This window comes from Oceanococcus sp. HetDA_MAG_MS8 (assembly GCA_019192445.1).
Taxonomy (GTDB): Bacteria; Pseudomonadota; Gammaproteobacteria; order Nevskiales; family Oceanococcaceae; genus MS8.
Genome location: JAHCMK010000012.1, coordinates 14,233 through 33,311, shown reverse-complemented (window position 1 = coordinate 33,311; position 19,079 = coordinate 14,233). Strand labels below are relative to the sequence as shown.

General features: G+C 58.5%; 22 protein-coding genes. 15 read left to right on the top strand and 7 right to left on the bottom strand.

The genetic code is table 11. The features are described from left to right. Positions 1-118 precede the first annotated feature (118 nt). From KI787_15085 to KI787_15045, 9 genes are read left to right on the top strand one after another with little or no spacing between them, the layout of a single operon-like run. Positions 119-1,357 (top strand): MFS transporter, encoded by a 1,239-nt coding sequence (locus KI787_15085; protein ID MBV6631280.1) that lies wholly within the window; start codon positions 119-121, stop codon positions 1,355-1,357. After that, positions 1,282-2,238, top strand: coding sequence for a cysteine synthase CysM (gene cysM / locus KI787_15080; protein MBV6631279.1), 957 nt, complete (start codon positions 1,282-1,284; stop codon positions 2,236-2,238). The genes KI787_15085 and cysM overlap by 76 nt, the downstream gene beginning before the upstream one ends. Beyond that, entirely contained in the window at positions 2,238-2,819 is a 582-nt protein-coding gene (locus KI787_15075; protein MBV6631278.1) for a hypothetical protein, read from the top strand. The genes cysM and KI787_15075 overlap by 1 nt, the downstream gene beginning before the upstream one ends. After that, positions 2,816-4,138: a 23S rRNA (uracil(1939)-C(5))-methyltransferase RlmD gene (gene rlmD / locus KI787_15070; protein MBV6631277.1), complete on the top strand. Its 1,323-nt coding sequence runs from the start codon at positions 2,816-2,818 to the stop codon at positions 4,136-4,138. The genes KI787_15075 and rlmD overlap by 4 nt, the downstream gene beginning before the upstream one ends. After that, positions 4,138-4,629: a L,D-transpeptidase gene (locus KI787_15065; protein ID MBV6631276.1), complete on the top strand. Its 492-nt coding sequence runs from the start codon at positions 4,138-4,140 to the stop codon at positions 4,627-4,629. Before rlmD ends, KI787_15065 begins: the two co-directional genes overlap by 1 nt. 13 nt (positions 4,630-4,642) lie before the next feature. Continuing rightward, positions 4,643-5,650, top strand: coding sequence for a beta-N-acetylhexosaminidase (gene nagZ / locus KI787_15060; protein MBV6631275.1), 1,008 nt, complete (start codon positions 4,643-4,645; stop codon positions 5,648-5,650). Beyond that, positions 5,650-6,735: a mechanosensitive ion channel family protein gene (locus KI787_15055; protein MBV6631274.1), complete on the top strand. Its 1,086-nt coding sequence runs from the start codon at positions 5,650-5,652 to the stop codon at positions 6,733-6,735. Before nagZ ends, KI787_15055 begins: the two co-directional genes overlap by 1 nt. After that, positions 6,732-7,292, top strand: coding sequence for a hypoxanthine-guanine phosphoribosyltransferase (locus tag KI787_15050; GenBank protein MBV6631273.1), 561 nt, complete (start codon positions 6,732-6,734; stop codon positions 7,290-7,292). Before KI787_15055 ends, KI787_15050 begins: the two co-directional genes overlap by 4 nt. An 11-nt stretch (positions 7,293-7,303) precedes the next feature. Then, a complete protein-coding gene (locus KI787_15045) occupies positions 7,304-8,029 on the top strand; it encodes an S-methyl-5'-thioinosine phosphorylase (GenBank protein ID MBV6631272.1) in 726 nt (241 codons plus the stop codon). A 67-nt stretch (positions 8,030-8,096) separates the two neighbouring features. On the opposite strand, the gene KI787_15040 is transcribed toward KI787_15045, so the two are convergent. From KI787_15040 to KI787_15025, 4 genes are read right to left on the bottom strand one after another with little or no spacing between them, the layout of a single operon-like run. Beyond that, on the bottom strand, positions 8,097-8,639 hold the full coding sequence (locus tag KI787_15040; protein ID MBV6631271.1) for a hypothetical protein: 543 nt from the start codon (positions 8,637-8,639) through the stop codon (positions 8,097-8,099). Further along, positions 8,636-9,460, bottom strand: coding sequence for a hypothetical protein (locus tag KI787_15035; GenBank protein ID MBV6631270.1), 825 nt, complete (start codon positions 9,458-9,460; stop codon positions 8,636-8,638). Before KI787_15035 ends, KI787_15040 begins: the two co-directional genes overlap by 4 nt. After that, positions 9,457-12,840 (bottom strand): transcription-repair coupling factor, encoded by a 3,384-nt coding sequence (mfd, locus tag KI787_15030; GenBank protein MBV6631269.1) that lies wholly within the window; start codon positions 12,838-12,840, stop codon positions 9,457-9,459. The genes KI787_15035 and mfd overlap by 4 nt, the downstream gene beginning before the upstream one ends. Continuing rightward, positions 12,837-13,172: a hypothetical protein gene (locus KI787_15025; protein ID MBV6631268.1), complete on the bottom strand. Its 336-nt coding sequence runs from the start codon at positions 13,170-13,172 to the stop codon at positions 12,837-12,839. Before KI787_15025 ends, mfd begins: the two co-directional genes overlap by 4 nt. 171 nt (positions 13,173-13,343) lie before the next feature. Between KI787_15025 and KI787_15020 the strand changes: the two genes are divergently transcribed. Then, a complete protein-coding gene (locus KI787_15020) occupies positions 13,344-13,823 on the top strand; it encodes a hypothetical protein (GenBank protein ID MBV6631267.1) in 480 nt (159 codons plus the stop codon). A 67-nt stretch (positions 13,824-13,890) separates the two neighbouring features. Here KI787_15020 and KI787_15015 read toward each other — a convergent pair whose 3' ends face one another. From KI787_15015 to flgA, 3 genes are all read right to left on the bottom strand, one after another. Further along, positions 13,891-14,271: a hypothetical protein gene (locus KI787_15015; GenBank protein ID MBV6631266.1), complete on the bottom strand. Its 381-nt coding sequence runs from the start codon at positions 14,269-14,271 to the stop codon at positions 13,891-13,893. A 4-nt stretch (positions 14,272-14,275) separates the two neighbouring features. Beyond that, entirely contained in the window at positions 14,276-14,578 is a 303-nt protein-coding gene (gene flgM, locus KI787_15010; GenBank protein MBV6631265.1) for a flagellar biosynthesis anti-sigma factor FlgM, read from the bottom strand. Positions 14,579-14,653: 75 nt separating this feature from the next. After that, entirely contained in the window at positions 14,654-15,328 is a 675-nt protein-coding gene (gene flgA, locus KI787_15005) for a flagellar basal body P-ring formation protein FlgA (protein ID MBV6631264.1), read from the bottom strand. An 80-nt stretch (positions 15,329-15,408) separates the two neighbouring features. Between flgA and KI787_15000 the strand changes: the two genes are divergently transcribed. The 5 genes from KI787_15000 to flgE are packed head-to-tail and all read left to right on the top strand — an operon-like array spanning position 15,409 to position 19,075. After that, positions 15,409-16,395 (top strand): chemotaxis protein CheV, encoded by a 987-nt coding sequence (locus KI787_15000; GenBank protein MBV6631263.1) that lies wholly within the window; start codon positions 15,409-15,411, stop codon positions 16,393-16,395. Positions 16,396-16,409: 14 nt separating this feature from the next. Then, entirely contained in the window at positions 16,410-16,799 is a 390-nt protein-coding gene (flgB, locus tag KI787_14995) for a flagellar basal body rod protein FlgB (protein MBV6631262.1), read from the top strand. Positions 16,800-16,801: 2 nt separating this feature from the next. Continuing rightward, the gene (gene flgC / locus KI787_14990; protein ID MBV6631261.1) at positions 16,802-17,206 is read left to right on the top strand and encodes a flagellar basal body rod protein FlgC; all 405 of its coding nucleotides are present in this window, start codon (positions 16,802-16,804) and stop codon (positions 17,204-17,206) included. A 1-nt stretch (position 17,207) separates the two neighbouring features. Continuing rightward, entirely contained in the window at positions 17,208-17,855 is a 648-nt protein-coding gene (locus KI787_14985; protein ID MBV6631260.1) for a flagellar hook assembly protein FlgD, read from the top strand. A 2-nt stretch (positions 17,856-17,857) separates the two neighbouring features. Further along, entirely contained in the window at positions 17,858-19,075 is a 1,218-nt protein-coding gene (flgE, locus tag KI787_14980) for a flagellar hook protein FlgE (GenBank protein MBV6631259.1), read from the top strand. Positions 19,076-19,079: the final 4 nt, after the last annotated feature.

Sequence of the window (19,079 nt, the reverse complement as noted above, 5' to 3'; positions counted from 1 at the left end):
AAAATTTTGGACTGCGCTGCTCCTGTTTGCCGAATGCTGCGGCATGCGTGGGCGGCGCTGCTCTGCTGCATACCCTGAGCCGGGGCTACAATGCCGCAGTTTTCAAGGGACGAGCAGGATGCGCTGGACGGGCTTCGCGTTATTGGTGACGGCTTTTGTGATGGGTTTCTTCCATCGCATGGCACCTGCGGTTGTCGCTCCAGACTTGCAGGCCGACTTTGCCGTAGATGCCACGCGTTTGGGTCTATTGGCGGCCAGCTATTACTACCTATACACGCTCATGCAGCCCATCTCCGGTTTGGCTGCTGACGCTTTGGGCCCGCGCTTGGCTGTGGGACTGCTCGGTATGGTCGGCGGCGTGGGCAGCATTGTTTTTGGGTTGGCCGATAGCTTTGCCATGGCCAGCCTCGGGCGCCTACTGGTGGGCTTCGGAACGGCCTTTTTGTTCGTCGGGCTGATGAAATACAACAGTCTGTGGTTTGCGCCCTCCGTCTACGGCCGCGTCGCCGGTTTGACCATCTTGATTGGCAACCTAGGTGCGGTTTTGGCCGCTGGGCCATTGGCTTGGGTGCTGGGCTTTGCGGACTGGCGCGATATCTTCGTGGGCTTGGGCGTGGCCGGCATTGTGCTCAGCATGGTGATCATCGCTTCTGTGCGAGTGCCCGAGGACTATGCTCACACCCGTCCCGACATTGGCAAGGTACTCAAGATTTCCGGCGTACGCTGGGGAACCTTGGCGATGTTTTGCACTGTCGGCAACGTGTTCGCGTTTTCCGGCCTGTGGAGCCTGCCCTTGTTGCAAGACCGCTTTGGGTTGTCCAGAGCGGCTGCCTCTGACCATGTCACGGTGTTGATGCTGGCTTTGTCGGCCGGGGCACTGAGTGCCGGGTATTTGTCCGATCGGCTTGGCCGGCGGCGTTTGGTGGCGCAGCTAGGAGCGGCCGCCATCTTGGCTGCTTATGCCGGTTTAGTTCTGCTGCCCTGGGCCCCAGGCTGGTCGGCCATGAGTTTGTTTATCCTGCTCGGCCTCGGTGGTGGTTGGGTCTCGGTGATTTATGCCAACGCCAAAGAGTTGGCCGGTGGGGCCTCGGCCGGCTTTGCCATGAGTGTGGTCAATACCGGCTTATTTCTTGGGGCAGCATTAGTTCAATCTGGCTTTGGCTGGGTCCTCGACTGGATTGACCCCACAGCGGCTGGTCGCGACTACAGCCTGCTGGCCTGGCAGTCTGGATTGGGACTGTGCTTAGGCATTGCCATGATTGGTGCCGTGGCCTGCTGGCGATTGACAGACTCGGGAACTCGCCTTGTGGCACCCTCTGCGACACCGTCCTTTGCAACTCGGACCGAAAGAACGTGAAGACATTAGACGACTTCGTTGGCAATACCCCACTGGTGCAACTCAAGCGCATGGCAAGTGCAACGGGTAGCCGAGTTCTGGGAAAGCTCGAAGGGAATAACCCTGCCGGCTCGGTGAAAGACCGCCCTGCATTCTCAATGATTACTCGCGCTGAGGAGCGGGGGGAGATTCAACCCGGCGATCGGCTGATTGAGGCGACCAGTGGCAATACAGGCATTGCCTTGGCGATGGTGGCCGCGATGCGTGGCTACAAAATGACCCTGATCATGCCGGCACATATGAGTGCGGAGCGCCGTGCGGCGATGAAGGCCTTTGGCGCTGACATTGTTTTGGTGTCTCAGGACGAGGGTATGGAAGGTGCCCGTGACTTGGCGCAGGCCATGCAGGAGCGTGGTGAGGGCCGGGTTCTCGATCAATTCGGCAACCCCGATAACCCTCGCGCGCATTACGAGGGGACCGGCCCGGAGATCTGGAGAGATACGGGCGGGCAGGTCACGCACTTCGTGGCATCCATGGGCACCACCGGCACCATTATGGGTGTGTCACGTTTTCTCAAAGAGAAAAATCCAGATATCCAAATCGTTGGCGTACAGCCAGATGGTGAGTCCTCCATTCCAGGAATACGTTGCTGGCCGGAGGCGTATCTACCCAGCATTTACGAGCGTCCACGGGTGGACCGCATAATGGAAGTCGGGGCCGCGGAGGCTGAAACAACCATGCGCCGCCTCGCGGCGGAAGAGGGCATCTTCGCCGGGGTATCCTCCGGCGGTGCCTTGTATTGTGCACTGCAGGTGGCTGCAGAGAATCCCGGCTCCACCGTTGTTAGCATCGTATGTGATCGCGGCGATCGCTACATTTCTACAGGCGTTTATCCCGACTAATGACGACCGAATCCGTTTATGCCCTGGTGCCGGTGTGGCGCACCGATACCGCGGCTGCGCGACGCCTCTATGGTTTCAGCGACGACTTGAGCGCCGACGATATTCACAAGGCGGTGGAGCAAGTGCGCTTTCAACGCCAGGGACAGGCGCGAGCCCCCCTATGGCTGCAGGCCCTGGCCGGCTTCGCTTGGGCTCAGGCACAGCCGGCGCAGGTGCATTGGCAAGAGCAGGACGAGGAACGCGAAGTGCTGTTGGCCTTGGTCAAAGCCATCGATACCCAACCTGAGGCCACAATTCTGGTGTTTTCCCAGGCTGCGGATCTAGCGCAACGCTTGCGTCTGCGTCTCTTACTACAAGGTTTGGCGCCGCAGTTTGCGAACAGTTGGGATTCACGTCTGCGCGATGGGCAAGCCTGGCAGCCGGAGGGTCTGAGTCTGGAGTCCGATGCAGCAGCTGCTGTTCTCAGCCTGGCCACCACGCAAAATTGTTATGACCCTTGGCAAACAAGCGGGCCAAGCCCCCAGCAAGCGTGCCAGCAGGCCCAAGCTTTGTGCGAACTGTGGCAGCGAGGATGGTTATGAGTCGCAAACGTTTTGATCGTGAGGAGCGGCTACAGGGTGAGGTTGTGGACCTATCCTCAGATGGGCGTGGTGTCGTCCGTCACCCGGATGGAAAAACCGTGTTCGTGGCCGATGCACTGCGCGGCGAGGTGGTCGAATACCGCCGGCGTAAGCGCAATCGCAGCTTCGACGAAGCCGAGCTGTTGGAGGTGCTTCAGGCCAGTCCTGAGCGTGTTGAGCCGGGTTGTTCTCACTTCGGTCAGTGCGGTGGTTGTTCTTTGCAGCACCTTGAGCCCAAGGCTCAGTTGGCGGCTAAACAAAACACCCTCGAGCAAGCACTGCAGCGTATCGGCGGCGGGTTGAGCCCAGTTACCTGGCTGGCACCCCTCACGGGGCCTGTATGGGGTTACCGCCGGCGTGCTCGGCTAGCCTGCAAACAGGTTGCGGGCAAGGGGCGAGTCTTGGTGGGCTTTAGGGAGCGCAACGGGCGCTACGTGGCCGACATTCAAAGCTGTCCGGTCCTGGATCAACGGATGGGCGAGCTGCTGATTCCTTTATCGGATTTGCTGGGTGGTTTGAGTATTCCCGATCAAATCCCGCAGATCGAGGCCTCGGCGGGGGACAACCAGGTGTTGTTGCTACTACGGCATTTGCAGCCCCTGAGCGCGGAAGATCGCGAGAAGCTTCGGGCCTTTGCTGAGCAACACGCTGTGCACTGGTATTTGCAATCCGGCGGCCCTGACACCATTGTGCCGCTGGGTGAACCCTGCACCTTGCGTTATGCATTGGATGATTATGCGGCGGACCTGGAGTTTGGGCCGGGTGATTTCATACAGGTGAATACCGCGCTGAATCGCAAAATGATTCCGCACGCCTTAAGCCTGCTCAATGTATCGCCTGGAGCCAGGGTGTTGGAGCTATTCTCGGGCTTGGGGAACTTTACAATTCCCTTGTTGCGCTCCGGGTATGCCGTTACTGCCGTGGAGGGAGCGCAGACGCTGGTAGATAAGGGACGCGCAAATCTGGCCCGGCACGATCTGCAGGCGGACTACCACGTCGCTGATCTGTTTGCCTGTACCGGGGAGGAGAGTTGGCTGCAGGAATCTTATGACGCAGTATTGCTAGATCCGCCGCGCAGCGGAGCTGCCGACATCATTCCGCACATTCTGCGTCGTCCGCCCCAGAACATCGTCTACGTGTCTTGCCACCCTGGGAGTTTGGCCCGGGACGCGGGCAGCTTGGTTGCTGGTGGGTATCGTCTGGAGGCAGCCGGCGTGATGGATATGTTCCCGCACACCGGACATGTGGAATCGATCGCCAGCTTTCACTGGGACCCCTGATGGAGAATGCGCAGGCGAAGTTGGAGCTGAGCCTTGCTGCGCAGCGGCTGCTGTGGCGCGAAGGCTCGGAAGTGCTGCGTAGCTACGCTGTTTCCACCGCGGCCAATGGGGCTGGCGAGCAGTGGGGTAGTGGCTGCACGCCACGGGGGCGGCACCGCATTCGGGCCCGTATTGGATTGAATCAGGCACCAATGAGCGTGTTTGTGGGTCGCCGGCCCACTGGTGAGATTTACAGCTCAGAGTTAGCCCGGCGTTGGCCGGCGCGAGATTGGATTTTGAGCCGGATCTTGTGGCTGGGGGGATTGGAGCCGGGTAAAAACCGCTATGGCAATGTCGATTCTCAACGCCGGTTTATCTACATTCATGGTACGAATGAGGAAGATCTGTTGGGTCAACCTGTATCGCATGGCTGTATCCGTATGGCCAATACAGAGGTGATTGAACTGGCGCAGCAGGTTTGGGCGGGAATGGAGGTGCATATTGTCGACTGATGCGGTTCGGGCTCTGGGCCCAGTGATGGGGGATCTTCGGGGCCTGACGCTGCAAGCCGACGAGGCCGAGTGGTTGCAGCATCCTTTGATTGGAGGCCTGATTTTCTTTGCTCGCAACTTTGTTGATCGTGAGCAAGTAGGGGCTTTAATTGCGCAGGTGAGGGCGATTCGCCCCGATATATTGCTGGCTGTGGATACCGAGGGTGGTCGGGTACAGCGCTTCCGCAAGGGTTTTGTCGATCTGCCACCGCTGGCCGTTTACGGGCAAATCTGGGAGCAGGACCACAATGCTGCAGTGGAACTGGCTGAATGGGGAGGCTATGTCCTGGGGGCCGAGTTAGCACCCTTGGATATCGACCTGCCATTTAGCCCGGTGCTGGACTTGGATGGCGGAGTGTCGGCCATTATTGGCGACCGTGCCTTGCATGCTCAGCCTGCGACGGTGGCTGAACTGGCAGCAGCTCATCTGCGTGGCCTGCGCCGGGCGCAGGTGGCCACCACGGCCAAGCATTTCCCTGGGCATGGCGCTGTGGCCCCTGATAGCCATGTGGAACTCCCTGTGGATTCGCGGAGCCGAGATGAGATTGAGCAGCACGACTTAGCACCGTATCGAGAGTGTCTGGGGTTATTGGACTCGGTGATGGCCGCTCACGTGGTGTATCCCGCAGTGGACTCTGTGCCGGCCAGTTTTTCGAAGGTGTGGTTAGAGGATGTTTTGCGTGTGCGCATGGGCTTCGCGGGCACTGTGTTCGCGGATGACCTCAATATGGGAGGCGCTCAGGCACAGGGCGATATTGTGGCCAGAGCCAGTCAGGCCTTTGCCGCCGGATGCGACATGTTGCCCATCTGCAATGCGCCTCAAGACTTGGTCACCGCGCTGGATCAATGGCGCTGTCCAAACCCTGCTCGCGGTCATGTGCGGCTGCAAGCGCTGCGCCGGGGGGCAGGTCGGCCTGGCTTAACAGCGCAGCAGCGGATGTTTTTTGAAGATCAGCTTCGCTCTTGGCGGGAGGCCTTGTAATGCAGGAAGTCTGGGGCCAACTGCAGCCTTGGCTGAGCTACTGGGTGACCCAGGTCTTTGCCGTGGTTCTCTTGGTGGTTTTGGTCAACACCCTATTGATCCGCGTGCTCAAACGGGTTCACGCCCGGGTCCAATCCAGTAAGACCCTGTGGGACGACGCCTTATTTGCAGCCGTCGTCCCCCCACTGCGGGTATTTACTTGGGTACAAGGAATTGCCGTTGCGGCTGGTTTAGTTGAGCCGCTTCCGCAGGATCAGGTTTTTGCCATGGTGAGCCCCGCGCGCAAGCTTGCTGTGGTGGGGATCTTAGTCTGGTTCTTGTTACGGCTCATTCACCACATGTCCCTGGGCCTTGTCTATCGCGCCCGCGCTCAAGACCCTGGATATGACGACACCACTGTGGAGGCTGCGAGCAAGCTGCTGCGGCTTGCGGTATTCATCACCGGCAGCTTGGTCATGCTGCAGACCATGGGCGTGTCGATATCTGGTGTTCTTGCCTTTGGCGGCATTGGTGGTTTGGCCATTGGTTTTGCGGCAAAGGATATGCTCGCCAATCTCTTTGGTGGCCTCACCGTCTATTTGGACCGACCCTTTGCCAAGGGAGATTGGATCCGCTCCCCAGAGCAGGATATTGAAGGTGTGGTCGAAGAAATCGGCTGGCGTACTACGCGGATTCGACGCTTCGATAAGCGACCAATCATGGTGCCGAACTCGCTCTTCACCAGCTTGGTCATCGAAAACCCCTCCAGAATGACCCATCGGCGAATCCGCGAAACTATCGGGATTCGGTATTGCGATGCTCAGCAAATGCAGCCGATTACCGATGCGGTTCGTGACTATCTCCAGACCAATGCGGACATAGACCAAGACCAGATCATCCTGGTCCATTTCGACAGTTTTGGAGCGAGTTCCTTGGACTTTTTTATTTACTGTCTTACCCGCACGCGTGATTGGGCCGAGTACCACCAGGTGAAACATGCCGTGCTGCTGAGGGTGTTGGCCATTATTGAAGAGCACGGTGCGGAGGTGGCTTTCCCCACCCGCACCCTGGAGATTGTGCGCCAGGCGGCGCCGGAGGCCGTATGAGCGATTCTGACCAGCAACGCCTTGAAGACGCACAGCAACGGCTAAGTGACTGTGAGGAACTGGTGTCCTCTGCACAGCTGGCCTCTATTTACGACCGGCTCGCAGCGCAAAGTGCGCAGGATTTACAGGGCTTATCGCCGCTTGTGTTGTGCGTCATGGTGGGAGGTCTGTATGCCACTGCGGAAGTGACCCGGCGCTGGGGCTTCGCCCATGACTTGGGATACTTACATGCCACGCGTTACCGCGGCGCGACCTCTGGTGGCGAACTGCATTGGAAGGCGCCGCCCAGCCATGCAGTGCGCGGCCGGCATGTATTGATCATTGACGATATTCTCGATGAGGGCACCACTTTAGTGGCGATACAAGAGGCGCTCAGGGCGGAGCAGCCGGCATCGGTTCGTACTCTGGTGACCTGCAGCAAGTCTCATCAGCGTAGAGATCCGCGCGCACAAGCCGACTACATCGGTATTGAACTGCCAGACCGTTATCTGCTCGGGGCTGGGATGGATTATCACGAGGCGCATCGTCAGTACGACCGCATCTTGGCACTACCCTAGGAAACAAAGCTATGTTGGGCATCATTGGGGGCACTGGCCTGAATACCTTGCCGGACCTCAGCGAGGTCGAGTCGCTGGAAGTCGACACGCCATGGTCACCGACGCCAGTTGTGGTGACGCGCGGGTCATATTTTGGGAGTCCCGTGGTTTTCCTGCCGCGTCATGGTCTGGGTCATCGTCTTCCACCGCATCGGGTGAACTACCGGGCCAATATTGCGGCCTTGCAAGAGGCAGGGGCTAAGCGGGTTATTGGTATCGCCGCAGTGGGCGGTATCCGCGCCGATATGGAGCCGGCAACTCTTGTACTGCCGCATGATCTGATCGACCTCACCTGGGGGCGCCAGCATAGTTTTTGTGATGCCGAGTCCGACAACGTGATGCATATTGAGTTCGCGCCCCCCTATGACCCGCGCCTCAGACAAGACTTGTCTGCAGCTGCGCAGACCGCTGAGGTAGATGTGATTAGCGATGGTGTCCATGCTGTCACGCAGGGGCCAAGGCTAGAAACGGCGGCCGAAATTGAAATGCTGCGTCGGATGGGAGCCGACATTGTGGGTATGACGGGTATGCCAGAGGCTGCCTTAGCCAAAGAGGCCGAGCTTCCCTATGCCTGTCTGGCCATGGTGGTGAATTGGGCCGCAGGCTTGGGCCATGGGGGAATTCATGATGAGATTGCCGAGTGTATTGATCGCGGGCGGTCTCAAGTGTTGAGAGTACTCGCGGCGGTGGCAGGGTGACCTGCCCTGGCAGGGCAATTGTGCCCTCAGCGCTGCGCTAATGAGCCGGCGCACAGCGGCTCCACTCTTAATAGGCGATATTGATATCCGCCAGGCGGAGTGCAAGGCCGGTGCTTTGCCGGTTTAACACCAGGTCTATACGGATGCGCTCAGCGGCAAACTGAGGGGTCCAATACTGTCCATGAGGTTGATTGGCTTCCGGGCCTAGTTCCAGCATGCCTTTGCGGATGTTGCTGGGGTCGTAAATCTGCAGACGGGCCCCGGGCGGCAGGTGGAACTCTGAGAAATGTAAGCTCAGATTCTGCGACTGTGGACTGCTCAGTTCCCAGCGCAGGCGTTGTCGCCGTTCATCCCAGGCTGTCCACTGCCCAGCTTGGGCCAGGTCGACTTCCACCGAGATAGTGCTGGCATAACCAAACTCACCCTCAGACCCAGGTTGGCGTACGCGGGCAGGTGGCGCATCCAAAGTCAGCACTGGAACCGCAGCCAGGCTGCCCTGCATGGGGGGAGGCTGCGTATTTCCAGCGGTGGGCGCTGTAGACGGGGTGCGGGACGCACAAGCAGCGAGAACTAGGGCGCCAAGCACAGCCACGATTGGCCCACTGTTCATGATTCTGGCTCTAGCAAGGGGCTGGTCTTGGGTTCGGTGATTTGGATCAACATCCCGATCCGTGGATGGTCAAAGTAGTGAAGCTCGTTCAAGCGCACGCGTTTGCGTTCCTGCAATCGATACAGATCTACGGCCTCTGCAGGCCAAACATCGACGGTGGATACAGCTCCGACAGCGGGAGCGGGGCCGGCGTTGCCAAAGGGACTGTTGTATGGAGAAGACGATAGGGATTGGCTGAAATCAGAAGCGGACTGCCAAGCTGCCGATCGGGTGCGCAGTTCTTCGAGGCGCTGGGTATTGCCCACAAATTGACCGATATCGAACTCCACAAAGAGGTAGCGATCGACCCAGGCGCGCACCCAACCATCCACGGCAAAGTGGGTTTGCATCTGACGAGAGAGGCTCTCCTCGTACCATTGGCTACCCATGAGCTGGTCGCCGGACACTGCCAAGGAGGGTTCAACCAGCAGGGGCTCGCCGGCTTGGATCTGCCAGTGAACCGCATCAGCGTTACGCGTTTGCTCAAATTGCAGACTCAATTGATCTAGCACGGTGTAGCCTTCAGCCTCGAGGCGTTGCACTTCCTGGGCTAAGCCGCCTTGCTCGGTCGCGATAAGCCTTGCTGTTCCGTCTTGCTCAGCCTGCGCAGGGTCGACGCGCGTCGCAGGCGGTGGCGTTTGGTAGTCCCATTGCCCTTGATCACGCTTGGTAATCCATGGCGGCTGGGCGAACAACACCATATCGAGTTGGAGTACATCAGCCAGGGCAGGTAGCGGCGATGCCAGCCACATCGCCAGCACCCAAGAGCTTAGACGCGTCATGTGTTGTCCCCCTTGAGCAGAAAATCGAGTATGCCAGTCAGGGCACGCAACCGGGTGTCACGGTCCTCCAGCGGTCGGTTGTAATCCAGCTGTTTATCACCGCTGAGCTTGTAATCTTTGGGCCGACTTTGAATCAGTCTCAACAAGCGGCTGGGGTCCAGCTGGGCATGCTTTCCAAACACAATGCGTATGCCGGCCTTGCCCGCTTCAATGCGTTGTAGACGCAGTGGAGCCGCATGCACCCGGAGGCGTTGGCCATCAAACAAACGCTGGGCCACTTCGGGTAAATCACCAAAGCGGTCCATAATTTCGCTGCGCAGGTCGTCTACCTCAGCATCGGTTGCCGTTTGGCCCAAGCGCTTGTAGAGCGTAAGGCGGGTGTTCACATCACCGATATAGTCTTCAGGGAAGAGGGCAGAACCACCCAGTTCTACTTCAGTTTGTGGAATGTCTTCTAGGGGGCCGTCCAACTCTCCGCGTTTGAGGGCGCGAACCGCTTTGGACAGCATTTCCGCGTAGAGCGTAAAGCCGATGGCGTGGATCTGACCAGACTGTGCAGAGCCGAGTAACTCCCCAGCACCGCGTATTTCCAGATCATGGGTGGATAGTTGGAAGCCGGCGCCCAAGTCGGTCATCTGCGAGATGGCTGTTAAGCGCTGTTCGGCATCATGGGTGAGCAGCTCACTTGGCGGCACCAACAAAAAACAATAGGCGCGGTGGTGGGAGCGCCCCACGCGGCCGCGTAGCTGGTGCAACTGTGCCAAGCCCAAGCGATCGGCTCTATTGATCAAAATAGTATTGGCATTGGGAACATCAATGCCGGACTCAATAATTGTGGTGCACACCAAAATATTGAAGCGGTTGTGGTAGAAGTCGAGCATCACCCGCTCCAACTCCCGCTCATTCATTTGCCCGTGGGCAACGGCGACTCTGGCCTCAGGGTTAATCCGCCGCACCTCGGCGGCTACGCGTTCGATGTCTTCCACGCGGTTATGTAAGAAGTACACCTGGCCCCCACGCCGCAGCTCACGCTGGCAGGCTTCATGGATGCGTGCATCCTCCCACTCCGTGACAAAGGTTTTGATCGCCAGCCGCTTCACGGGCGGGGTCGCAATCACCGACATGTCGCGAATGCCAGCCAGGCTCATGTTGAGGGTACGCGGAATCGGGGTGGCGGTGAGGGTGAGCATATCCACCTCGGACCGCAGGCTTTTTAGTCGCTCTTTGTGACGCACCCCAAAGCGTTGCTCTTCGTCAACGATAACCAGGCCTAAATTCTTGAATCGTATGTCTTTTTGCAACAACCGGTGGGTGCCTACAATGATATCAATGCGGCCATTGTCCAGGTCCTCTAGCAAGCGAGTCTGCTGCTTGCCAGTTTTGAGCCTGGATAAACCTTCGACGCGGATCGGCCAATCGGCAAAGCGATCCATGAAGGTATTGAGGTGTTGCTGAGCGAGTAGGGTTGTTGGTGCGATCAAGCAAACCTGCGTTCCTGCAGCCGCGGCCACAAAGGCGGCGCGCAGGGCAACTTCCGTTTTACCAAAGCCCACATCGCCGCAAACAATACGATCCATCGGATGGGCTTTGGCCAGATCCTCCAGGACCTGCTCAATGGCGCGTGCTTGGTCGTCGGTTTCCGTGAAGGGAAAGCCACTGGCAAAGCGGTGGTAATCCTGCTCTTCGCACACCAGCCGCTGTCCGGGTTGTGCAGCCCGGCGGGCCTGGATTTCGAGCAGTTCCGCGGCGACATCACGCGCCCGCTTCTCCGCCTTCTCCCGGTTTTTAGACCAGCGATCCGTGCGCAGGCGGGTGAGTGGTGGATTGTCGAGGTCGGCTCCGGTGTAGCGGTGGATCTGCTCCAGTCCGGTGACCGGCACATAAATTTTGTCGCCGTCGGCGTATTCCAGGGCCAGGAATTCTTGCTCTATGCCGCCGGCTGTGAGGTGGGTAAGACCTTGATAAATGCCCACCCCATGATCACGGTGCACCACAGCTGCGCCAACTGCCAGGCTAGATAAGTCCTTGAGTAAGGACTCGGCATCCCGGTTGGCGCGTTTGCGTTGGCGAACTGGCGGCCGGCTGCCGTAGAGCTCGCTGTGGGCCACCACGCGCATGCCATTGCCAAGATCGCAGCCGCGTTCTAAGCGGCCCAGGGTGACGCCCAGGCGGGCCTTGTCTTGGCGAAAACTTCCCAGGTCGGAGTAGCGTCGCGGTGTTTGTCCGCGACTATTCAACTCATTTTCGATCTGTTCACGCTGGCTAGCCGTGTTGGCAACAAACAAACAGCGCGCATCATCGGCTAAGGCCACCTCCCAACTGACTTGAGGCACATCGCCGCTGTTGCTCTCAAAGGGCACCTGGGTATAACCAAAGCCGCTGAGCTGATTATCCAAGGTGTCCGGGGCCAAATAGAGTTCGGCTGGATCGAGTACCGGCCTTTCGATGTCGTGTCGCCGCTGTTCGTGACGTTCGCAAATATCGGCCCAGTCTTGAGCAAAGGCGCCAGGACCTGCGGCATCGACGACGCGAATGTGGCGAGGTAGGTAATCGAATAAGTTGGCCGGCTGTGCAAAAAACAACGGCAGCCAGGCTTCAATGCCGCCCGGTGCAATGCCTTTGGAGACATCGTCATAAATGCGACTGCGATGAATGTCACCAGGGAAACGAACTCGGTAGCGCTCCTTGAACTGCGCAATAGCCTCGTCATCCAGGGGCACTTCCCGGGTGGGCAGCAGGCGAATCGCGTCCACCTTGTCAGCCGACCGTTGCGAGTCTGTATCAAACCAGCGCAGCGAATCGATTTCGTCATCGAATAGATCCACCCGCACGGCGCGTTCTGCTCCCATGGGGAAAACGTCGAGAATGGAGCCGCGCACAGCGTACTCCCCGTGTCCGCTCACTTCCGGTACCCGCGCGTAGCCGGCTTGTGCTAAGCGTTTGAGCTCTGCTTCTAGGTCTAGACGTGCGCCGACCTCCCACACAAAGCTGCGTGACTGCAGATAGTCCTTTGAGGGCAGGCGTGAGCGCAGGCCATAGGGTGTGGTGATCACGATGCCGCTGCGAATCTGCGGCAATTGACTGAGCAGCCCCAGCCGGTCGGATATGAGGTCGGGATGCGGCGAATACAGATCATAAGGCAGCGTTTCGGGGTCACAAAAGTGATAAACGCTGAGTTGGTCCTGGGCATAGAACCGCAGAGCATGCTCTAGGCGCCAGGCTTGCTGTTCATCCGGCGCGATGAGTAATACGGGACCGCTGCCAGACTGGGCGGCGGCAACTAAGGCCGCCGGGAAATTACCTGCATCCAGCTGTGGCCAGTTGAGTTTGGTTCCTGCGTCTTCGGCCAGACTCAGCGCAGCCCAGGGCGCCCCGGTCATGCATTAGGCGCCTGAGCGGCGCGTGTCATGCGGGCCTCACAGGCCTGGCGAGACATATTCACATCATCGATAAAGCGGGCTAACTCGTGCATACGTAGGGCTTGAGGGTCATCGACTAAGGCATCTTCAGGTTTGGGCTGAAAAGTCATCAGCCCCATGTTGGCGTCTAGCGCGTGGGTATCACCGAGCAGGTCGACCTCGGTGAGTGTTGTCTTGGCACCGTGGATCATGTGGCTGCGATGATCGATGCTGGGACGCTGGTTCAACTGAGTCAGCGGCGCGGCATAAGCTGTGCGTTCGTGATCAGTATTCTGTTCCAGTATCAGTATCACTGAGGATCCTTAGGCAGGGGAGTCGGGCAGCCTGCTATTTTAGGTTACCTTGCTGTTTCGGCGACGAAACCGCTGTAGCTGATGTTGGTTTGGCCAGAGCTGACAGGGGGCGGCGATGGCAAAGGAATTGCAACATGACGGTTTTTCTACGTCTTAAGTCAGAGGTCTGACATGGACATTGCAGTAACAGCCTGGTGGCAACCTTGGATGGAGCCCGTGCTGGCAGCGTTTATGGCAGCTTTGGCTGCCTTAGTTGTGTGGGGGTGCGTACGCCCTTCTACCTCCGATGCAAGCGAGCCAGGCACAGCCAAGCCAGCAGATGAGCTTTCAGAAAGCCTATCCCTTCAACAAGCGCAGCCTTTACGCGCCGAAGTGGCAGAACTGCGCGCCAGCATCGGTGCGCTGGAAGCGCGTATGCAGGCCATGAAGCAGCGTCAGGAGCTGCAATTGCAAATGACGGCGGTGAGCAGCTCGAATACCATTACCGCAGACGGTATGACGACTGAAGATGTCATTGTTTTGGCTCGCCAGGGTTGGTCAGCCAAGGAGCTGGCGCGTGTGGCTGGCTTAAGTCACGCGGAGGCCGAGCTTCTCACCCGGCTGCATGGCCAAGCCCAAGAACAATCACCGGGTTCTAAGAACGTGAGTTAAATCTATGTGTGCCTGGTCGGGGTGATGTCATCCCGTTTTGTTGCGCCAGTGTTGGGTCTAGAACCATTCAAACTCTGGCGAAGTCTCGCTGGCCACTACCGCCACCGAACTGCCCGTGCGCGTTGTAGGTGCTGTCAGGGTTCATCTGCGACATCCGATTCCGAACCTCTGCGCGCCGCTGATCGATATGTCCACCATTGCGCAGGTTGAGCTGTTGGCAGCGCTGTAACAAGTCGAGGGTGTCAGCGTCCATGAGCATGGACATGTCATGACCCTGGGTGAAGAGGCTGAGTTGTTGGCAAAGCGCATCTTTACGCTCGATGACGGGGTGCAAATCCGTCGCGGACTCTGTATCCAAAACGACTTGTTCTTCCTCCAGGGTGTGCAAGAGCTGCTGGAGTAGTGGACGAAGATCATCTGCGTTGGTGCTCACAGTGTCCGGTGTCATGGGATTATCCTTGCAGTTGAGATTCAAAGCTGAGCATTCCCTCAGCGATGGCGTCGGCGTCCACGGCGTAGTCCCCGCTGGCGATTTGTGCGCGCAGCTCGGCGATGCGATCCATATTGGTATCGGGGGCATTACGGACTAGCTGCATCAAGTCAGCGCTACGCAGCTGTACCTGATCCTGAGTCTGGGCTGGGCTGCTCGCGGCGGTGGTTGTGTTGCCAGGTTTCGCGGGATCGGAGCGCACGGTTTCGTTCACTCCTACGGTGCTTTTTGGCAGGCTGCCGCCGACGTCATATCGCGTGTTCATCGTGGTATCCATATCAGCTCTGCTTAGTGTATCGGCCGCTGTCGCCGAAACTTAAGGGGTATGAGGAAAGTTTTTTCATGGCACGCGGACCAAACCCGGCTCCTGCACCCGGCCTTCAACCAGTCGGCCCGAGCGAGGATTGCGTACGACCACCCAGTGGCCCACCGCAGCATCGCTTTCGGCAATGCCCTGAGTTTCGATATGTAGGCCGCCGCGTGCCACCAGCAAGCGCACCTGCTGTCCACGCTGTACGTCGCGGCCGCCACCGAGATGACTGTCTCGAAGTGCAAGGCCGGCAGGCAAAGCCTGTTTGGCCTCGCGGCCGATGGCCATATTCACAGCGCCAATAAAGCCTAAGGGCATGCTGGCAGCAGGTCGCTGTTCCACGCGCAGGTCCTGCGTCGTCAGAACCTGGCCTCGGCTAATGGGTCTGGCAAGCACCACCATGTTGACCTCGCGGGTGATTTGGGTGGGTACATATAAGGTCCAGCCCTGAGGGCATTGCACTCCTACGGTACGCCGATTGCCGGGGCGCACACCTGGCGGATCAAAAGCACGCAGCGGCTCCGCGCAGAGCGGCATGCGCAGACCACCATTTAGGGTGGGTGTGCTGATCGCGACCTCGGCGTTGGGGTATGCAGCCTGTATGTGCCTACGGATGGCGTCTCGAACGCGCTCCGGCTGCTCATAGCTGGCAGCACTAGCGGCGGTGGCTAGCAAACCCAGGCAAAGAGCAGCAGAGGAGGACACATTCCATTTCATAGTGGCCGAACGTGCAATACCAATGCCGCGGCGTGAGCCTTGCAGGCGGTCGGCGCATCGTTCGATTTATGGAGTACTTCCTGGTGAGTCATCCATCAAGTTTGCTGTCGCGCATTGACGATAGCACTCGCCTGGCCGGTCATAACCGCCTCGCCCTGCTGCTGTTCGAGTTGGGTGATGAGGTTTTGTACGGCATCAACGTTTTTAAAGTACGCGAGGTGCTCACCACGCCCGAGATTCGGCCGATGCCCAAATCTCATCCGGTGGTGGCAGGAGTGATTCGGGTGCGCGAACAAAATGTCATGGTGCTCAAGCTGGGCGCGGCATTGGGTTTGCCAGGCAATCTACCGGCTACCACCTCCATACTCACAGAGTTCAATCGCACCACGCAGGGGCTATTGGTCTCCAGGGTGGATCGCATTATTCACAAGTCCGTGGAAGAGGTGCTGCCGCCCCCGAACCTGGATGGCCAGCGCGACGGATTCCTGACAGCCGTGACTCGGCATGAAGGCCGCATCGTTGAGATTATCGATGTAGAACATGTGCTGTCATTGGTCTCCGGTCCTGCGCCAGAGCTCTCTGAGGATGTGGTCCAAGCCGTTCCGCAGCAAGTGATCCAGAACAAGACGGTATTGGTCGCCGACGATTCACGCACCGCGCGAGCGCAGATTGTGCGCACATTGGATGCCTTGGGCTTGGAGTCTTTGGTGGTCAATGATGGCCGTGCTGCCTTGCGCGCTCTGCAAGCGGCTGCGGAGAGTGGGCCCGCTACGGATGTTTTTGCCATGGTCATTTCAGACATCGAAATGCCAGACATGGATGGATATCACCTCACCAGTGAAATTCGTAAAGATCCGCGGCTTCGCGATTTGCCTGTGGTTCTGCATACCTCTTTATCGGGCATGTTCAACGCGGCGCTCGTACGCCGCGTGGGTGCGGATCGTTTCGTGCCCAAATTCCACCCGGATGATTTAGCAAGAGCCGTCACCCAAACCTTATCTGTGCTGCATGCGACTGATGGCACGGCGCTTGCCCCTGACGGAACACAGTCCTGATTTGGAGGGCCGACATGGCTCAATCAGATCCTCTTTTTGGCGCCGCCGCTCCTGCACTTAAAGTGCATGGTCAGCGTCTAGGCGTGATTGCCGGCAACATCGCGAATGCTGACACCCCTGGGTTTAAAGCTCGCGATGTGAATTTCAAGGACGTGCTTAAAGGTGTCGGAGATTCGCCGCTACCCATGGCGCGGTCGCATGCCGGGCATGTGGGTGACGCAACTATGACACAAGCGGCTCCGACCCAATGGCGCATCCCTACCCAGCCTAGCGCCGATGGCAATACGGTTGAAACCCCAGTCGAGCAAGCCGCGTATGCCGATGCCCTCATGCGTTATCAGGCGGCGCTGCGCTTCATCGACGGACGCATGGCGTCGCTGAACCTCGCCATCCGCGGGAGCTAAAAATGGCCTCATTTTCTACATTGGAATTGGCCGGTCGCGCTCTGGCAGCCCAGTCTACTCGCCTGAACACGGTGGCCTCGAACCTGGCTAACGCAGACAGCGTGGCCGGAAGCCCGGATGAAGTCTACAAACCCCGCTACGCCGTTTTTAAAGCGGTGCTGATGGAGTCGGGCTTGCCCGGCGTGGCGGTGGATGAAATTCGCGAGTCCGAAGCGCCTGCGCAGGCACGCTACCAGCCCGGACATCCTCTGGCCGATGAGCAGGGTTATGTCTATGCCCCGGCGGTGGACGTGGTGGAGTCCATGGCGGACATGATCTCCGCTTCGCGTTCTTATCAGAGCAGCCTTGAACTTATGAACACCACCAAGGATTTGATGGTGCGTACTTTGGAGACCGGACGTGGCTGATATTCAAGCAATACAAGCCGCCGTGGGAGCGGGCGCGAGTACCGGAACTAGCCGCTCTGGCGGCGTAGAAGAGCAGTCCTTAGGCCAGGACGACTTTTTACAGCTGATGATTGCGCAGCTGCAGAATCAAGACCCCTTCAAGCCCATGGAAAATGGCGAGTTCTTGGGCCAGATGGCGCAGTTCTCCACCGTGAACGGGATTACGGAGCTGCAGGCTAGCGTCGAATCTATGGTGTCTTCTTTAGGGGCCAACCAATTACTCGACGCCGCATCTCTTATCGGCCGCGAAGTCTTAAGCATGAGGGCTAGTTACTCCGGAGCTGCCCAAACGGTGGCAGTCGAGCTTCCCAACGGTGGCCCTCTGCAAGTTCGGATTCAATCCTCTGACGGCAGCTTGGCCGAGGTTCTGGATCTGGGTTCGCGCAGTGCCGGCATGGTGGATGTGGCGCTACCTGAACTGCCGCCGGGGAACTACCAAGTTCAAGCAGTGCTCGGGGCAGGCGCCGCGTCACAAACACTCGACGTCTTGATGGCTGACCGCATTCAAGGGGTCACGCTGGCTGCCGGTGGTGGTCAGGCTCAACTTCAACTTGCCAATGGACAGGAACTCGCTCTGCGCGATGTCCGCCATATTCGTCAGGAGAACTAATTATGTCTTTCCGTATCGCTTTGTCGGGCATGAATGCTGCGACCTCAGATCTGAATGTGATCTCGAACAACATCGCCAATGCCAACACCAATGGTTTCAAAGGCTCACGTTCAACATTTGCTGACCTCATTACGACTTCGGGTCAATCGCTCACTGCTGAGGCAAGCGGTGGCGGTGTGGCCATTGGCTCTGCGCGTCAGGATTTCACGCAGGGAACAATCCAGTTCACTGATAACTCTCTAGACCTGGCCATCAGCGGTGCTGGTTTTTTCACTCTGAATCGGGACGGCTCTGAGGTGTATACCCGAGATGGATCCTTTCAGGTCGACAATGAGGGTCGCATCGTGACGGCTTTTGGTGATCGGCTGCAGGGTTTTGCACCGCTGGCTGGGGGTGGTTTTAACACGGCAGAGCTGGCTGATTTGCAAATCTCGACTCAGGAAAGTCCGCCGCAGGCAACCGGCGAGATCGAGTCCGTGTTTAATCTGCCTGCCGATGCCACTGCGCCCCCCGTAGCGACCTTTGATCCAGCTGATCCAGATAGCTATAACCATGCGACGTCGATCACGATTTATAACTCGTTGGGCGCTCCTTCTTCGGCGACCCTGTACTTGAGCAAGACCGCCACCGATAACGAATGGACCCTGAACATTGCAGTTGACGGCACAGACGTGGGGTCACCAACCACCCTGACATTTGACGGCAGTGGTCTCTTGACAGCCCCCGCCACGGGCGAGGTCAACCTCACTGGCTTAACCGTTGGCGTTGGGGCAGATCCGCAGGACATCACCCTCGACCTCACCGGGCTGACTCAGTTTGGCTCCGAGTTCGCCGTGAGTGATCTTGCTCAGGATGGCTTTACCAATGGCCAGCTGAATCGGGTGGAGTTTTCCAGTAACGGCACCCTGCAAGCGCGTTATAACAATGGTCAATTGATTGACCTGGGCCAAGTGGCCTTGAGCAGTTTCCGAAACCTGAATGGTCTGCAGCCCCAAGGTGAAAACGCCTGGTCTGCGACGGCCGACTCTGGGCAGGTTCGTCGCGGCGCTGCGGGCACCGGTGACTTCGGCAACCTGCGTGCCGGAGCTATCGAAACCTCGAATGTGGATCTCACCGCTGAGTTGGTCAATATCATCACCGCACAACGCAGCTTCCAGGCCAATGCTCAGGTGGTGACGACCGCCGATCAGATCACTCAGGCTGCACTGAACCTGCGGTAATTCT

Coding starts and splice junctions, on each gene's coding strand:
- KI787_15085 (MBV6631280.1), top strand. CDS start 119: ATGCGCTGGACGGGCTTCGCGTTATTGGTGACGGCTTTTGTGATGGGT.
- KI787_15075 (MBV6631278.1), top strand. CDS start 2,238: ATGACGACCGAATCCGTTTATGCCCTGGTGCCGGTGTGGCGCACCGAT.
- rlmD (MBV6631277.1), top strand. CDS start 2,816: ATGAGTCGCAAACGTTTTGATCGTGAGGAGCGGCTACAGGGTGAGGTT.
- KI787_15065 (MBV6631276.1), top strand. CDS start 4,138: ATGGAGAATGCGCAGGCGAAGTTGGAGCTGAGCCTTGCTGCGCAGCGG.
- KI787_15055 (MBV6631274.1), top strand. CDS start 5,650: ATGCAGGAAGTCTGGGGCCAACTGCAGCCTTGGCTGAGCTACTGGGTG.
- KI787_15050 (MBV6631273.1), top strand. CDS start 6,732: ATGAGCGATTCTGACCAGCAACGCCTTGAAGACGCACAGCAACGGCTA.
- KI787_15045 (MBV6631272.1), top strand. CDS start 7,304: ATGTTGGGCATCATTGGGGGCACTGGCCTGAATACCTTGCCGGACCTC.
- KI787_15040 (MBV6631271.1), bottom strand. CDS start 8,639: ATGAACAGTGGGCCAATCGTGGCTGTGCTTGGCGCCCTAGTTCTCGCT.
- KI787_15035 (MBV6631270.1), bottom strand. CDS start 9,460: ATGACGCGTCTAAGCTCTTGGGTGCTGGCGATGTGGCTGGCATCGCCG.
- mfd (MBV6631269.1), bottom strand. CDS start 12,840: ATGACCGGGGCGCCCTGGGCTGCGCTGAGTCTGGCCGAAGACGCAGGA.
- KI787_15020 (MBV6631267.1), top strand. CDS start 13,344: ATGGACATTGCAGTAACAGCCTGGTGGCAACCTTGGATGGAGCCCGTG.
- KI787_15015 (MBV6631266.1), bottom strand. CDS start 14,271: ATGACACCGGACACTGTGAGCACCAACGCAGATGATCTTCGTCCACTA.
- flgM (MBV6631265.1), bottom strand. CDS start 14,578: ATGAACACGCGATATGACGTCGGCGGCAGCCTGCCAAAAAGCACCGTA.
- KI787_15000 (MBV6631263.1), top strand. CDS start 15,409: ATGGAGTACTTCCTGGTGAGTCATCCATCAAGTTTGCTGTCGCGCATT.
- flgB (MBV6631262.1), top strand. CDS start 16,410: ATGGCTCAATCAGATCCTCTTTTTGGCGCCGCCGCTCCTGCACTTAAA.
- flgC (MBV6631261.1), top strand. CDS start 16,802: ATGGCCTCATTTTCTACATTGGAATTGGCCGGTCGCGCTCTGGCAGCC.
- flgE (MBV6631259.1), top strand. CDS start 17,858: ATGTCTTTCCGTATCGCTTTGTCGGGCATGAATGCTGCGACCTCAGAT.